The sequence below is a fragment of the Paenibacillus soyae genome (assembly GCF_024623455.1).
GTDB classification, from domain to species: domain Bacteria; phylum Bacillota; class Bacilli; order Paenibacillales; family Paenibacillaceae; genus Pristimantibacillus; species Pristimantibacillus soyae.
The window spans coordinates 123,440-136,938 of sequence record NZ_JANIPJ010000005.1; the positions used below are offsets into that span (position 1 = coordinate 123,440).

Here is a 13,499-nt window from a genome sequence, read left to right on the forward strand (position 1 = left end):
GCGAGGTGCGCTGTCATGGCGGTATATATAACGAGCATGGGGAAGTTTCTGCCGGGAGAGCCGGTCGGCAACGAGGAGATGGAGGATTACCTCGGGAGGATCGGCGGCAAAGGCTCGAAATCCAGAAGACGCATATTGGAGCAAAATCAAATTCGATTCCGGCATTACGCCATCGATAAAAAACAAAAAAGCCTGTATTCGAACGCGGAGATGGCGGCGCTGGCCATTCAGGACGCGCTTGACCGGCAAGAAGCGGACGGAGGCGAACAAGTCGGCTTCCTGGCTGCGGCCACGACGCAAGGCGATCTGCTTGTGCCCGGCTTCTCGAGCATGGTGCACGCGGAGACGAAGCTGCCCGTCATGGAAATCTCGACCCATCACGGCGTATGCGCCAGCGGGATGCACGCGATGAAGAATGCCTATCTGCAGGTGAAATCCGGCGAGCATGGAAGGGCCATTGCGTGCGCAAGCGAATTCCCGAGCCGGGCGTTCAAGCATTCCCGGTTCGAGGCGCAGGCCGCTTACGCGGACGGCCCGGTGCCGTTCGATACCGATTTTCTCCGCTTCATGCTGTCGGACGGCGCGGGCGCGGCGGTGCTGCAGTCTTCGCCGGCGGCCAAGGGGCTGTCCCTCCGGATCGAGTGGATCGACAACCAGTCCTACGCGGACCGTTACGACGTCTGCATGTACGCGGGGCTGACGAAAGGAAGCGCAAGCGGCGCGTCCTCGTGGCTGGACTACGCTTCCGTTCATGATGCGGCGGACGACGGCGCAATGAACCTGAAGCAGGATATCCGGCTCGTGAACGAGATGCCGAAGGTTGGCGTGATGCGGTTTTTCGAGCTGGTGGAGGCGGAGCGGATCGATCCGCACGCGATCGATTGGATGGTATGCCACTATTCGTCGCATTTCTTCCGCGAGGAAATCTTCCGGCTGCTGCGGCTCGGAGGGCTGACCATTCCGGAGGAGAAATGGTTCACGAACCTCTACGAGAAAGGCAACACGGGAGCGGCCTCGATCTACATCATGCTGGAGGAGCTGCTGTATTCGGGACGCCTGAAGCCCGGCGAGCAGGTGCTGTGCATGGTGCCGGAGAGCGGGCGGTTCCAGACCTCCTATATGATGCTGACGGTGGTCGGCAGCGAAGAAGGGGCCGCAGGGGGCAGCGCCGAGCCCTTCGAGGAGCGCGAGCCCGAAGCGCCGCATCTCGAATACGACGCGGGCAATCTGCTGCAGGAGCAGCTGGTCCGCCGGCTCGTGCAGGTATGGATTGATTTCGAGCAGAAGCTAGCGGACGTACCTGTCATCCACAAGCTGTACGAAGGCAAGTTTACGATGGACGATTACAAGAAGCTGATGGTGAACATCCGTCAGCAGGTCATCGACGGCTCGCAGTGGATCGCCCGCGCCGCGTCCTATATTCCGATCGAGCATATCGATCTGCGGTCGGCGTTCATCGCGCATGCCCGCGACGAGCATCGCGACTTCCAAATTCTCGAGCGTAACTACGTCGCCGTCGGAGGGAGTTTGGAGGAGATCCAATCCGGGGAGAAAAATATCGGCAGCGAGGCGTTGTCCGCCTACCTGTTCCAGCGCGCGAGCCGCGAGGCGCCGTACGACCTGCTCGGCGCGATGTGGATCATCGAGGGACTGGGGTGCCGGATGGCCCGCTATTGGGGCGAGATGATCCGGGATCAGCTGTCCCTGTCCGACGAGCAGGTGAACTTCCTTCTGTACCACAGCGAGTCGGACGAGAATCATTTCGAGCGGCTGGAGGCTGCCGTGCAGCATCCGATGCTGACCGAGGAGATCGCGGCGCGGATCGTGAAGACGGCCAAGACGACGGCGCGGCTCTACCTGCTGCAGCTGGAGGAGTTGGATAACGTATGAGCGAAGCGGATTATTTCAAAAACATGAAGCATGATCGGAACGACCCGAACCCGTTCCTCGCCATCTTCATGGACACCAGCATCCCGTTCGACGAAGAGGCGAAGGCGATCTACCTCCGGGACTGCTCCAGCAAGACGCGCCAGTTTCTGCTGCCGCTGCTCCGGCCGCTCGCGAGACTCGCGATCATCCTGCTGCAGATTTACAAGAGCGTCGTGCCGAACGCGCTGACGTCTTCGAAGGCGCTGCACCGCGTCCTGTACTGGGGGATGAAAACCTTCGTCAGCCCGAGCGCCAACCATATGATTTTGCGCCACTTCTACCTCGGCTCGGAGGTGCTGCAGTTTATCCGGGACAACGTGCCGGGCGTGGACGTGACGATGAATCCGCTGAAGCCGACCAACCTGGAGCCGGTGAAGGACGACTTGTTCCTTATCCACGACCTGAATCTCTACAACTTCATCATTAACTTGAACCGCGAGCTGCGGGATAAGGGGCTGGAGGTGAAGAAGCGGGACCGGCTGAACTTTGGCGCCATTACGTCGACCCGCATCCCGATCGAGCCAATGCCGGACCGCTGGACGAACTTCCTCGACTTAACGTCGGCGATCGAAATTTTCACCCCGGTTTACCAAATGTTCCTGACCGACAACGATTTCTGGCGGGCGACCAACTCGCTGCAGCTCGACGAGACGGTCGGCCTCCTCGCCTCCAAGATTATCGGCAGCAACGACCGGCTTGCTCTCATCAACAACAAGCACCCGATGGTGCCGCTCACGACGCTGCGCGCCGGCTTCCGTCTCGTGCTGCACGGCCTCGCGACCGAGCAGCTGCATGCGCTGCTCATCGAGCTGAAGCATAAGCAGGAGCATGCGGATCTTAGTTGGAATAGGGGATGATGATGAGCTGTATTTCATGCGCCTTTGGAAGCGGCTAGATTAAGCCGCTTCTTTTAACAGCTTTGTGAACGGTACCGTACAGATATTGTGCGGGCGAGCCCTTTTCCCTATACTGGAAATAACATCTAGACGATACCGTACAGAAACGGAGGGAAGGAATCGACATGCCGAAAATAATCGTCACGGAGGAGCAGTGGATCGAGCTCGGGATGGAGCTGTTCGCGGCCGGAGGGGCGGAGGCGCTCGTGATCGAGAGCATGGCGCAGAAGCTGGCCTGCAGCAAGAGCAGCTTTTACTGGTATTTCAGCAACCGGCAGGCGTTTATTCGGCGCATCGTCGAACGGTGGAGGGAGAGGACGACGCATCAAGTGATCGCGGCCAGCGAGCAGCCGATTCGCGCGGAGGAGAAGGTGGCGGCGCTGCTCATGCAGATGTTCTCGGTCACCCGCAAGGGGGACTTCCTCTTCTATCTCCGCAAGCTGGCGGGGGTGGACCCTGCCTATCGGGAGAAGCTCGACGAGGTCGAGCAGGCCCGCATGGACTACGCCCGATCCCTCTTCATGCAGCTGGGGATGGACAACGAGGAGGCCGGGGGCAAGGCCTGGCTGCTCTATCACTATTACTTGGGATGGTACGAGAGACATAAGCTCCTGCTTGTGACCGACGAGGATGTGCAGCATCATATGGAGTCGATTCGCAAGCGGTTGAACCTATCCTAGGGAGGCGGCTATTATGATCGAAGGTTTGGCCTCACTGACGGCGTGCGTCGCGTTCGTGCTCGGCGGCGTGCACGCGTATTGGGTGCTCGGAGGCAGAAGGGGATTGATGATCGCGGTACCGGCGAAGGCTGCGGCAGGGGCTGGAGAAGAGCCGTTGTTCCGGCCGACCAGAACCGCTACTGCCGTCGTTGCGCTGCTGCTCGCCGCGATGGGAATATTCGTGCTTCAGCTGGGAGGCATCGCGGAGCCATGGCTTCCCAGATGGTTTTATCCGATCGGAGGCTGGCTGCTGGCGGCGGTATTCGCGCTGCGGGCAGTCGGGGATTTTCCGGTGGCTGGGCTTTTTTAAGAGGAACGGAGGCACGCCTTTCGCGAGAATGGACAGCCTTCTATATTCTCCGTTATGCCTGCTTCTGGGAGCGTTCCTGGCAGTAATTACCGCAGCCGCCCCCTAGATAAATGTAGGTTCGTAGTCGTAGGTTTTGAGGTATAATGATAGGATCGTTGTGAGCATATCACTTCGATAGAACCCGTCCAAGGTACAAATGGAGAGAGAACGGAAAAATGAGGCATAACCCCCTTCACCTTAAGAATAGAATCGTTTTTTTCGTCGTTGCCATTCTGATCTTAGCGGCGCTTACTTGCTCTAAGTTGTATTTCTCCTATCATATGGTTAATCAGTCTGCTGAAATCGCGGTGGCGAAGCAATACATAGGGATCGCGCAGCGGATTGCCGACGGACTCGACAAAGAGCTATACGGGCAATTCCTGCAGACCAAGCAGTATGGAGAGGACAGGGACCGGATCAGCTTGTATCTGAAGCAGTTCCGGGAGCCTACGGGCGCGCTGTTCGTCTATATTCTGATGCTCGACGAGACGAACGTGGCCAAGGCGATGGTGTCATCCATTCCCGATGGCGTGCCGGACCTGCCGATCGGCGGGGCGTGCACCGTGCCGGCGGAGCAAGTGAACGAAGCCAAACAAGGCAAGAGCTACTATACCGGCATCATTCAGGATGAAGCTCACTACGGCAATTATTTGTCGGTGGGGGTGCCCTTCTACGACGAGAACGGCGAGATCATGGGCGTCGTCGGCATCGATGTATCGGCGGAAAATCTGGACAAGCTGGGCGCGCAGGTCGTGAAGAGCAATGGTCTCGTCTTCAGTATCGACATCTTGTTCGCCGTCTTCCTGCTCGGCTCGGTCTTCTTCTTGAATAAGTGGTATAAACGCCGGTTAAGAAGTGATCTCAAGGAAAGCGAAAGCGTATATATTACGGAGCTTGGGAAAGTGATCGAGGGCATTAAGCTCAGCAGGCACGACATGATGAACCATCTGCAAGTGCTGCGAGGATTGCTTGAGATGAAATATTACGACCGGGCCATCGACTATTTGAAACGGATGTCGGTCGACTCCAAGTCGCTGGATCTGTCCATGCGCATCAAAAATCCGGTGCTGCTGGTGCTGTTCCAAAGCAAATGGGAGCTAGCCCATTCCAAGAACATCGCGATCGATTTCGACACGGATCAGAACGAATACAACCGAGTGGACGCCATGGATCTGGTGAAGATCTGCTCCAACCTGCTGGATAACGCTATCGAGGCGACGGACGTCTACGCGGGCGAACATCCGCGGGCGATCCGCGTCATCTGCAAAGCGAAGAGAGACCGATATATCTTCGCCGTGGAGAATCCGGCGGAGCTGTCCCCAAAGGAACAGAAGAGCCTGTTCGAGCAGGGCTATACGACGAAATTCTCGCCTGACAAGCTGAGAGGAAACGGGCTGACCATCATTAAGCGAACCGTGGAGAAGTATAACGGAAGCGTCCATGTGCATTGCGAGGATGGCAAGGTATTTATTCAGGTTACGATTTGATTCAAACATAACATGCAGAAGAGAGGCGTATCCGCCAATTATGGCGGATACGCCTCTCTTTTTTGCGTTACCACATAAGGATTTATAAGTTTCCGCGCATTGCGGAAGAACAAATTCTTATTGGCGATAAAACCAACCCAATTCTTACGAAGCGAGTTTGCTCCGCAAACTTTTAGGTCGTTCATCATCGAATGGCCTCGATAGAGGTTTTCTCATTTGTGCGTCGCGATCGCAGGTTGCTCGCCGGCAGGCTTGGCGGCTACGAACGACGTGATCTCGGCCCGCTTGCTCTGGTAGAACAGCCAATTGAGAAGGATGGCGACAACGTAGAAGGCGATGAAGATATAGAATGCCGTGACGTAAGAACCGGTCGTCTGCACGGACCAGCCGAACAGCTTCGGAATGAAGAAGGAGCCGTAAGCCGCGAACGCCGCCGTAAAGCCGAGCACCGGAGCCGCTTCCTTCACCGGGAAGATATAAGGGATCATCTGGAACGTCGAGCCGGAGCCCGTGCCTGCCGCCAGGAAGAGGATCAGGAACGAGATTAGAAATCCGGCGAAATGGCCTTGCTGGATGAAATAAATGACCCCGAGCGAGCCGATCCCCATCATGAAGAGGACGATGGACGTGACCTTGGCTCCGCCGAATTTGTCGGATAGGAAGCCGCCTACGGGACGCGCTGACGCAGCCAGCAAGGCACCCAGGAACGCGAGCGATACATGCTCGGGGAACTGGGATTTGAGCAGCAGCGGGAAGGCCGCGGAGAAGCCGATGAACGAACCGAACGTCGCGACGTATAAGTACGTCATGATCCAGGTGTGCTTACGCTTAACCACGGAGAATTGGCTGGCGAACGATTGCTTGGCTCCCGGCAGATTGTCCATGCCGAACCAGGCGATCACGGTCATAAGGGCGATCGGAATGACCCAGATGAAGGCGGCGTTCTGCAGCCACACCTCTTGGCCGTTCTTCAGCAGCTGGCTGTCCCCGGACAGCGCCGCGAACGTGCCGGCCGAGATAATGAGCGGCGTAACGAACTGCACGACGGATACGCCCATGTTGCCGAGACCGCCGTTAATGCCGAGCGCCGTTCCTTTCTCTTTCTTCGGATAGAAGAGCGAGATGTTGGACAGCGACGAGGAGAAGTTGCCGCCGCCGAGACCGCACAGCGCCGCAAGCAGCAGCATGACTGAGTATGAAGTGTCCGGATTCTGAACGGCGATGCCGATGCCAACGGACGGGATCAGCAGAAGCGCCGTCGAGATGACGGTCCAGTTGCGGCCCCCGACGATGCCGACGGCGAACGTATAGACGAACCGGAGCGTCGCTCCGACGAGTCCCGGGATGGCGGCCAGCGTGAAGAGCTGGTCCGGCGTGAACTGGAAGCCGACGTCATTGAGCCGTACGGCGACGACGGACCAGATTTGCCAGACGATGAACGCGAGCATTAGGGAAGGTACCGATATCCATAGGTTCCGCGTCGCGTGACGTTTGCCTTCTTTGCTCCAAAACTCGGGATTTTCGGGATCCCATTGTTTGATTCTTGCCATTATGAGTGCCTCCTAGCGAGCGGTCGAGCCGCCCGTTCGGCTGCTCTTGCTCGATTTGATGGACTCAGTGTAGCAGAAGGCGCAGGGATCACACTGTAACATAAATCACACGCGCGAACCCAAACTTTTCTATCCTGTAACAAACATCCGGTTTGCTTAACCGCCCGCCGCCCCACTTCTGCCGATAGAAATTTTCCCGCCGGCCTCCACCTATTAATGAAGCCATTCCTGAGGCGGCGGCTCCTTCATCCTCTCCGGAATTTCGCCGTGACAAAAGTCACAGCGGGGAGTGCCCCGTTCATGGTCTACTAGGTACAGTCATTCTAACGAGCGGGAGGCTATTTAATATGAATCGAGCATTTGCTTCAAAGTGGGCGCGCAACGTCTTCCTTACCGTATGCGGGCTGCTGGCCACGATCTATGTAGGGTCGCGGTTTTTCACCCATATCGACTTGGCGCTTTACGGTTATATGGTGGGCACGGTCGTGTTCATCGGGGGCTTCTTCTACCGCTTCATGGCGTGGGGAGAACGGCCGCCTACCAAGCTGATTCTGAAGAAAGGGATCAAGCTTCTGTTCCGGAAGTCGACGCCTCGCACGGCGACGGATCAGCTGGTCGTCTACAATTTCATCTGGAACCGCGGCTGGTACCGCTGGCTGCAGCATATTCTGCTCGGCTGGGGCTGCCTGTTGTCCTGCTTCGTGACGTTCCCGCTCGTCTTCGGCTGGATGTACTTCACGATGGACGACAACGGCTATTACACCGTGGTTGGCTTCGGGCTCGACCTGATGCGGGTGAAGGCGGACGGCGTGATCGCGTTCCTCTTCTACAACGCGCTGAATATTACGGCGTTCATGGTCATTGCCGGCGTATGCATGGCGCTTCACCGCAGGCTGCGCAATATGCAGGCGAGGGCGGAGCAGAGCTTCGCGTACGACTTCCTGCCGCTTTACTTGTTATTGTTCATCTCGATTACCGGATTAATACTGACTTTCAATAATATCTTTCTGCATGGCTTCGCGCATCCGATCATGTCGATGATCCATCAATGGTCGGTCATCCTGACGCTGATCTACCTGCCGTTCGGCAAGCTTGCGCATATTCCGTTCCGCCCGATGAGCGTTCTCGCCCGGAACTACCGCGAGCATTACGGAGAGACGGCTCCGAAGGCCTGCAAGGTTTGCGGCGCGCATTTCGTATCAGCGGAGCAGTCCCAAGACGTCGTCGACGTGCTCAAGCAGAGCAACCTGGAGTTCGTGACGGAAGAAGGCCATCACCTCGCGGAGCTGTGCTTGCCTTGCCGCAGGAAATACCGCATGTCCCGGTTCACCGGCGTGCCGACCCATCACATTCGCGTAAAGGAGAGCAATCAGAATGCCAGAGGATAAGTTTTTTAAAGTCATCGAGAATAAGCGGCATCCAGGCGAGAAGCTCGTGCCGACGCACTGCTCTTACTGCGGCATGCAATGCGGCATGAACCTGCGGGTCGACACGTCCACGAATAAAATCATCGGCGTGGAGCCCCGCTACGACTGGCCGGTGACGCTGGGCAAGATGTGCCCCAAGGGCGTGACGGCTTACCAGCAGACGAATCATGACGACCGTCTCCTAAGGCCGCTCATTCGCGACGACCGCTCGCTGCGCGGAACGAAGGAAGGCTTCCGCGAGGCGTCGTGGGAGGAGGCGTACGACCTGATCGTCCGCCGATTCCAAGAGCTGCAAGGCGAATACGGCCCGGATACCCTCTCCGTGTTCAGCGGCGTGTCCATGACGAACGAAAAATGTTATCTGACCGGCAAGTTCGCCCGCGTCGGATTGAAAACTCGGTACATCGATTATAACGGACGGTTCTGCATGTCCAGCGCGGCCGCCGGGTTCATGAGAACGTTCGGCATCGATAGAGGCTCGACGCTGCCTTGGACGGATCTGCACGAGACGGACTGCTTGTTCATCGCCGGAAGCAATACGGCGGAATGCCACCCGACCTCGATGTTCCGCATCTGGGAGGTGCAGAGCCGCGGCGGCTATCTAATCGTCGTGGATCCGCGGGAGACCCCGATCGCGAGACGGGCGGACCTGCATCTGGACTTGCGTCCGGGAACGGACCTCGCCCTTGCGAACTGCATGGTCAATATGTTGATCCAAGGCGGTTACGCGGACGAGGCGTTCGTCGCGGCGCATACGAACGGGATCGAAGAGCTGACGGAACTGGTGAAGGAATTCACTCCGGAATATACGAGCGAGATTACGGGAGTGGCGCCGGAGAAGCTGATTCGCGCCGCCGAGATTTACGGCAAGGCGCCTAATGCCGTCGTCATGTTCGCCCGCGGCATCGAGCAGCAGCACAAGGGTTCCGACAATGTGTCGGCGTACACGAATATGTGCCTGGTGACGGGCAAGATCGGCCGTCCGAAGTCCGGCGTCGCGACCTTCACGGGCCAAGGCAACGGCCAAGGCGGGAGGGAGCACGGACAGAAGGCGGATGCTCTTCCGGGCTACCGCAAAATCACGAATCCGAAGCATGTCGAGGAAGTATCGAAGATATGGGGCATTCGCCCCGAGGAGATGCCGCAGCCGGGAGTATCGGCGTATGAAATGTTCGGCTTGATGGCGGACAAGACGATTCGCGGCCTCTATCTCCTCTGCTCGAATCCGGCGGTATCCGCGCCGAATCTGAACGAGGTGCGCGCGGCGCTCATGAGCCTGGACTTCATGGTGTGCTCGGACATCTTCTTGTCCGAATCGGCGGAATACGCCGACGTCGTCCTGCCGTCCACGACCTGGAGCGAAGACGAAGGAACGGTCACGAACCTGGAGGGCCGCTGCATTAAGATCAACAAGGCGCAGGAGCCGATCGGCGAATCCAAGCCGGATTGGCTCATGCAGGTGGAGCTGGCGGAGCGGCTCGGAAGAGGCGACTACTTCCGTCATCTCGCCTCGGCGAGAGCGATCAACGATGAATTCCGCTTGGCTTCCAAAGGCGGCTACGCAGATTATTACGGCGTGACCTGGGAGAAGATCGAGCGCCAGCAAGGCGTGTTCTGGCCATGCAAGAGCGAAGAAGATCCCGGCACGCCGCATATGTTCCTGGACAAGAGGTTCTACCATCCGGACGGCAAAGCGAAGCTGTGCGCGCTGGCTTATCGGCCGCCGGCGGAGGAGCCTTGCGGCGAGTATCCGCTGCGCCTCACGACGGGCCGGGTCGTATACCACTACTTGTCCGGCAACCAGACGAGGCGAATTCCGTTCCTTCACGCGATGTGTCCGGAGCCGTTCGTCGAGGTGCATCCGGAGACGGCCGCGCGGTACGGGATCGAGCACGAGGAGCGCGTCGAGCTTCGCACGAGGCGCGGACGCGCGATCTTCAAGGTCAAGATGACGGAGGCGATCCGTCCGGATACGGTGTTCGTGCCGTACCACTTCGGCCATGACGAGTCGGTCAATCTGTTAACGATAGCGGCGCTCGACCCGATGTCGAGAATGCCCGAATTCAAAGCTTGCGCCGCGCAGATCGCGAAACGGCCATCCCCTGCGGCGGGGCAAGCGACAACAAGCGAGGCGATCCTGCGATGAAGCAGCATTTGTATATCGAGATGGACAACTGCATCGGCTGCCGAAGCTGCCTGGCGGCCTGCACCCAATGCGGCGGGCATGACGAGCGCAACCGCAACTATGTATATGACGTCAATCCGTTGGTCGACCGCCAGACGATTCCGCTCATGTGCCTGCACTGCGTCAACCCGGCATGCGCGCGCAGCTGTCCCGCGCAAGCGATCCAGGTGACCCCGGAAGGAGCCGTGCTGTCGGCTCTGGTCGAGAAGTGCATCGGCTGCCAGAACTGCACCATTGCTTGTCCTTACGGAATACCGAAGTTTGATGAAGAGCAAAATCTAATGTACAAATGCGATCTGTGCTATGACCGCACCAAGGACGGCATTCCTCCGATGTGCGCGTCCGTCTGCCCGACCAACACACTGCAGTGGCTGACGGAGGATGAGCTTAGGGAGAAGCAGGAGCAGCATAAGCTCGGCAAGTGGACGGCCAGCCGGATGCCGATGGATCCTCTCGAAGGGGAGACGAACGTGAAGATCAGCCTACCGGGCATCCTGCAAGGGAAACAAAAGCTATTCTGAGCATGGAGGTTGGAAGCATGAGCATGCATGAGGAAGAGAAGAAAACAAAGTCGACCGTTCCTTACGACGAAGATAACTATACGCATAATATACGCAAGGACAACGAGCGGAAGCTGGACCGCCGGAGCTTCCTGAAGACGATGGTCGGCGCGGCGGGGGTGTTCGCCGTATCGACGCTTCCATGGGGGACCATTGCCGCCAAGCATCTGATCAACCCGAGCAAGCGCACCTATCCTGTCAGCAAGATCGCCGACCTGGACCTGATGAAGGTCGGCGACGCCGTCGAGTTCGCTTATCCGGGCGAGCATGATTCCGCGCTGCTGGTGTGCCTGTCGGATAACGAGTTCAAGGCCTATCACAACGCCTGCACCCATCTGAAATGCCCGGTGTTCTGGAGCAAAGAGAAGGAGGAGCTGGTCTGCCCATGCCATCACGGCCTGTTCGACGTGCGAACGGGCAAGCCGACCGCCGGCCCGCCGAAGCGGCCCCTTCCGGAGATCGAGCTGTCCGTGGAGAAAGGTTCGGTCTACGCGACCGGGGTGAAGAAGTATGAAGCGCAGCTATAGAGGCGTTATCTATATGAGTCTTGTCTTGCTGCTGAATATCGTTTGCACGCAGCAGGTCGTGAACGCTTTTTTCTACGAGCAGTATGCGAAGGTGATTGTTTTTGCCGGATTGAACCTGGTGCTGTTCCCGATTGCCGTCTGGATCTACCGGAGGGAACGGAACGTCGAATAAACGGGAGTGGGATGCGAGATGACTTGCGAATATAATGTGCAGCTCTGTTTTGCCCGCCCCATGGGCTGGGGAGGGGGAGAGCTGGCGGAGGAAGCCGAGGCGCTGCTGCGCTGGCTGTTCGCCGGCGCTACCCTCGATGTGGAGCGCATGGAGCCGGAGGAAGGGCTGGACATCGTGGTAGCAAGGTTGAACGGGCTGGCGACGTGGAGCACGGAGCTGCAGCTGCTGGATTGGATGGATGAGAGAATGCCCGAGGACTGGTGGATTTGGATCGCCGGCTGCAAGGCGGAGGTTATTCCGAAGGAAGATGCGGGCCCATGCCGGATTAAGAAGAGGAGAATGGCATGAAGAAGGATTATAAGGCGCTGCTGGAGCCGCTGTGCGGCAAGAGGATCGAGGTGAGCATCGAGGATCTGGCCGGCCAAGACCCCGTCGCCCCTCCGCGCGGCTTCGAGCTGGTGCGGGTGCACTTGGAGACGTCCGGCGGCGGAACTTATCTGAAGTGTTATCTTAGCCTGACGCAGCACGTGTCCATCCCCGTGTTCGAAGACGCCGGCACATACCTGGAGGAGAGTCCGGGGATGGTTCGTCTGGTCTCGGAGGATCGCGGGACGCAGCTTCGTTATACGGTATCCGGGCTGGTATAGGTCGTCCTCCCATTGGCAAAGCTGTCTAATGGGGAGGTGACGGACATGAAATCGCATACGGACGACGAGTTCGACCGGGATGAATTGATCGCGACCTTGGAACAGAGCCTAGAGAAGGAAAACGATTTGCTCCGCACTTATGTCATTACTTCGGAGAGAGTGCATCATAATGACAACTTGAAGGAAAGGCTCGTCAATTTCGCGGAAGGCAACGCCAAGCGGACGAAGCAGCTGATCGACGAGATCGAACAACTGAAGCAATAGAAGAAATAGAAGACATAGAAGACATAGTAAAGCCGGGTGTAAACGGCCTCTTCGGGGGCGTTTCTCCCGGCTTTTTTTTGCGTTGTGATCTGTTTCACGGCGGGTCCGCGCAAGCGGGAGCTATACTGAAACGGAAACGAAATGCCGGAGGAGGCTGACGATGCAATACTATCATCTTGTCGATCGTAACGCGTTGAAGTTGTCATGTAAATCCCAATTCCTGCAGCACGTCAAACGGTTAGAAAATAAACAGGCTTACCTGAACCGAAGAGCGGACGCCCTGCATGAGCTAAGCTTGAGCGTACCCCCCGCCTCCGGTTCTCATCACATGCTCGGTTTCTTGACGGAGGTGAAGGCGAAGGCGTCCTCGCTGCAGCAAGCCTTGACCTGTCACGCCGAATGGGAGACGGAGCAATTATTTGCCGCGCTGCGCGGGCTGCTGCGCCCCCGGAAGGATCCCGAGCTGCTTCATTGCTTCATGCTGCTCGAGCACGATCTCGCGATCGCGCTGGACTATCTCGGCCTCTTCCTGAAGCAGGCCGACGCGATTCTATATAGGCTGCGAAGAGGAGGCGAGCCTCTTGCTTATGCGCTGCATGAAAGATGGAAGCAGGCTTCGCAGCTTCTGATTCAGGCTTGTCTGATCGTGAAGTGTCATCTGGACGTGGAGCGCCAGCGCATCATCCCCTTGCTGGACGAAATCATGGTTGCCTTGCGGATTTCCGGGCGGGCCAGCCAGAGTGATATAGCTCACAGTCAAGAGGCCGCCGCCGTTCTATACTGAGTT

The 13,499-nt window shown here is 57.9% G+C and carries 16 protein-coding genes; 15 read left to right on the forward strand and 1 reads right to left on the reverse strand.

Annotation, left to right across the window (positions count from 1 at the left end; translation table 11 throughout):
* The first annotated feature begins 15 nt into the window (after nucleotides 1-15).
* From NQZ67_RS09095 to NQZ67_RS09120, 6 genes are all read left to right on the forward strand, one after another.
* Nucleotides 16-1,890 carry a 3-oxoacyl-[acyl-carrier-protein] synthase III C-terminal domain-containing protein gene (locus NQZ67_RS09095; protein WP_257444803.1) on the forward strand — a complete coding sequence of 625 codons (1,875 nt, stop codon included), beginning with the start codon at nucleotides 16-18 and terminating at the stop codon, nucleotides 1,888-1,890.
* Nucleotides 1,887-2,786: a DUF6999 family protein gene (locus NQZ67_RS09100; RefSeq protein ID WP_257444805.1), complete on the forward strand. Its 900-nt coding sequence runs from the start codon at nucleotides 1,887-1,889 to the stop codon at nucleotides 2,784-2,786. The genes NQZ67_RS09095 and NQZ67_RS09100 overlap by 4 nt, the downstream gene beginning before the upstream one ends.
* A 164-nt stretch (nucleotides 2,787-2,950) precedes the next feature.
* Nucleotides 2,951-3,505 (forward strand): TetR/AcrR family transcriptional regulator, encoded by a 555-nt coding sequence (locus NQZ67_RS09105; RefSeq protein WP_257444807.1) that lies wholly within the window; start codon nucleotides 2,951-2,953, stop codon nucleotides 3,503-3,505.
* 13 nt (nucleotides 3,506-3,518) lie between these two features.
* Nucleotides 3,519-3,854: a DUF3995 domain-containing protein gene (locus NQZ67_RS09110; RefSeq protein ID WP_257444808.1), complete on the forward strand. Its 336-nt coding sequence runs from the start codon at nucleotides 3,519-3,521 to the stop codon at nucleotides 3,852-3,854.
* On the forward strand, nucleotides 3,841-3,960 hold the full coding sequence (locus tag NQZ67_RS09115) for a hypothetical protein (RefSeq protein ID WP_257445078.1): 120 nt from the start codon (nucleotides 3,841-3,843) through the stop codon (nucleotides 3,958-3,960). Before NQZ67_RS09110 ends, NQZ67_RS09115 begins: the two co-directional genes overlap by 14 nt.
* A gap of 109 nt (nucleotides 3,961-4,069) precedes the next feature.
* Nucleotides 4,070-5,380, forward strand: a complete 1,311-nt coding sequence (locus NQZ67_RS09120; RefSeq protein WP_257444809.1) for a GHKL domain-containing protein — start codon at nucleotides 4,070-4,072, stop codon at nucleotides 5,378-5,380.
* A 212-nt stretch (nucleotides 5,381-5,592) separates the two neighbouring features.
* On the opposite strand, the gene NQZ67_RS09125 is transcribed toward NQZ67_RS09120, so the two are convergent.
* Nucleotides 5,593-6,930, reverse strand: a complete 1,338-nt coding sequence (locus NQZ67_RS09125; RefSeq protein ID WP_257444811.1) for a NarK family nitrate/nitrite MFS transporter — start codon at nucleotides 6,928-6,930, stop codon at nucleotides 5,593-5,595.
* A gap of 347 nt (nucleotides 6,931-7,277) precedes the next feature.
* On the opposite strand from NQZ67_RS09125, the gene NQZ67_RS09130 reads away from it, so the two are divergent.
* From NQZ67_RS09130 to NQZ67_RS09170, 9 genes are all read left to right on the forward strand, one after another.
* The gene (locus NQZ67_RS09130; protein ID WP_257444813.1) at nucleotides 7,278-8,318 is read left to right on the forward strand and encodes a hypothetical protein; all 1,041 of its coding nucleotides are present in this window, start codon (nucleotides 7,278-7,280) and stop codon (nucleotides 8,316-8,318) included.
* Nucleotides 8,305-10,503 (forward strand): molybdopterin oxidoreductase family protein, encoded by a 2,199-nt coding sequence (locus NQZ67_RS09135; protein WP_257444815.1) that lies wholly within the window; start codon nucleotides 8,305-8,307, stop codon nucleotides 10,501-10,503. The genes NQZ67_RS09130 and NQZ67_RS09135 overlap by 14 nt, the downstream gene beginning before the upstream one ends.
* Nucleotides 10,500-11,063, forward strand: coding sequence for a 4Fe-4S dicluster domain-containing protein (locus NQZ67_RS09140; protein WP_257444816.1), 564 nt, complete (start codon nucleotides 10,500-10,502; stop codon nucleotides 11,061-11,063). Before NQZ67_RS09135 ends, NQZ67_RS09140 begins: the two co-directional genes overlap by 4 nt.
* A 23-nt stretch (nucleotides 11,064-11,086) precedes the next feature.
* Complete coding sequence (locus tag NQZ67_RS09145; protein WP_257445080.1) at nucleotides 11,087-11,629, forward strand: Rieske (2Fe-2S) protein; 543 nt, start codon at nucleotides 11,087-11,089, stop codon at nucleotides 11,627-11,629.
* On the forward strand, nucleotides 11,613-11,801 hold the full coding sequence (locus NQZ67_RS09150; protein ID WP_257444817.1) for a hypothetical protein: 189 nt from the start codon (nucleotides 11,613-11,615) through the stop codon (nucleotides 11,799-11,801). Before NQZ67_RS09145 ends, NQZ67_RS09150 begins: the two co-directional genes overlap by 17 nt.
* Before the next feature lie 18 nt (nucleotides 11,802-11,819).
* Nucleotides 11,820-12,149, forward strand: a complete 330-nt coding sequence (locus tag NQZ67_RS09155) for a hypothetical protein (RefSeq protein WP_257444819.1) — start codon at nucleotides 11,820-11,822, stop codon at nucleotides 12,147-12,149.
* A complete protein-coding gene (locus NQZ67_RS09160) occupies nucleotides 12,146-12,448 on the forward strand; it encodes a hypothetical protein (RefSeq protein WP_257444821.1) in 303 nt (100 codons plus the stop codon). The genes NQZ67_RS09155 and NQZ67_RS09160 overlap by 4 nt, the downstream gene beginning before the upstream one ends.
* Nucleotides 12,449-12,493: 45 nt before the next feature.
* The gene (locus NQZ67_RS09165) at nucleotides 12,494-12,712 is read left to right on the forward strand and encodes a hypothetical protein (RefSeq protein ID WP_257444823.1); all 219 of its coding nucleotides are present in this window, start codon (nucleotides 12,494-12,496) and stop codon (nucleotides 12,710-12,712) included.
* 160 nt (nucleotides 12,713-12,872) lie between these two features.
* A complete protein-coding gene (locus tag NQZ67_RS09170; RefSeq protein WP_257444825.1) occupies nucleotides 12,873-13,496 on the forward strand; it encodes a hypothetical protein in 624 nt (207 codons plus the stop codon).
* The last annotated feature ends 3 nt before the right edge of the window (nucleotides 13,497-13,499 follow it).

What these genes read in the sequence shown, in the direction of transcription:
- NQZ67_RS09155 (WP_257444819.1), top strand. Translation starts at nt 11,820, where the DNA reads ATGACTTGCGAATATAATGTGCAGCTCTGTTTTGCCCGCCCCATGGGC.
- NQZ67_RS09165 (WP_257444823.1), top strand. Translation starts at nt 12,494, where the DNA reads ATGAAATCGCATACGGACGACGAGTTCGACCGGGATGAATTGATCGCG.
- NQZ67_RS09160 (WP_257444821.1), top strand. Translation starts at nt 12,146, where the DNA reads ATGAAGAAGGATTATAAGGCGCTGCTGGAGCCGCTGTGCGGCAAGAGG.
- NQZ67_RS09140 (WP_257444816.1), top strand. Translation starts at nt 10,500, where the DNA reads ATGAAGCAGCATTTGTATATCGAGATGGACAACTGCATCGGCTGCCGA.
- NQZ67_RS09170 (WP_257444825.1), top strand. Translation starts at nt 12,873, where the DNA reads ATGCAATACTATCATCTTGTCGATCGTAACGCGTTGAAGTTGTCATGT.
- NQZ67_RS09110 (WP_257444808.1), top strand. Translation starts at nt 3,519, where the DNA reads ATGATCGAAGGTTTGGCCTCACTGACGGCGTGCGTCGCGTTCGTGCTC.
- NQZ67_RS09145 (WP_257445080.1), top strand. Translation starts at nt 11,087, where the DNA reads ATGCATGAGGAAGAGAAGAAAACAAAGTCGACCGTTCCTTACGACGAA.
- NQZ67_RS09150 (WP_257444817.1), top strand. Translation starts at nt 11,613, where the DNA reads ATGAAGCGCAGCTATAGAGGCGTTATCTATATGAGTCTTGTCTTGCTG.
- NQZ67_RS09100 (WP_257444805.1), top strand. Translation starts at nt 1,887, where the DNA reads ATGAGCGAAGCGGATTATTTCAAAAACATGAAGCATGATCGGAACGAC.
- NQZ67_RS09105 (WP_257444807.1), top strand. Translation starts at nt 2,951, where the DNA reads ATGCCGAAAATAATCGTCACGGAGGAGCAGTGGATCGAGCTCGGGATG.
- NQZ67_RS09135 (WP_257444815.1), top strand. Translation starts at nt 8,305, where the DNA reads ATGCCAGAGGATAAGTTTTTTAAAGTCATCGAGAATAAGCGGCATCCA.
- NQZ67_RS09120 (WP_257444809.1), top strand. Translation starts at nt 4,070, where the DNA reads ATGAGGCATAACCCCCTTCACCTTAAGAATAGAATCGTTTTTTTCGTC.
- NQZ67_RS09095 (WP_257444803.1), top strand. Translation starts at nt 16, where the DNA reads ATGGCGGTATATATAACGAGCATGGGGAAGTTTCTGCCGGGAGAGCCG.
- NQZ67_RS09125 (WP_257444811.1), bottom strand. Translation starts at nt 6,930, where the DNA reads ATGGCAAGAATCAAACAATGGGATCCCGAAAATCCCGAGTTTTGGAGC.
- NQZ67_RS09130 (WP_257444813.1), top strand. Translation starts at nt 7,278, where the DNA reads ATGAATCGAGCATTTGCTTCAAAGTGGGCGCGCAACGTCTTCCTTACC.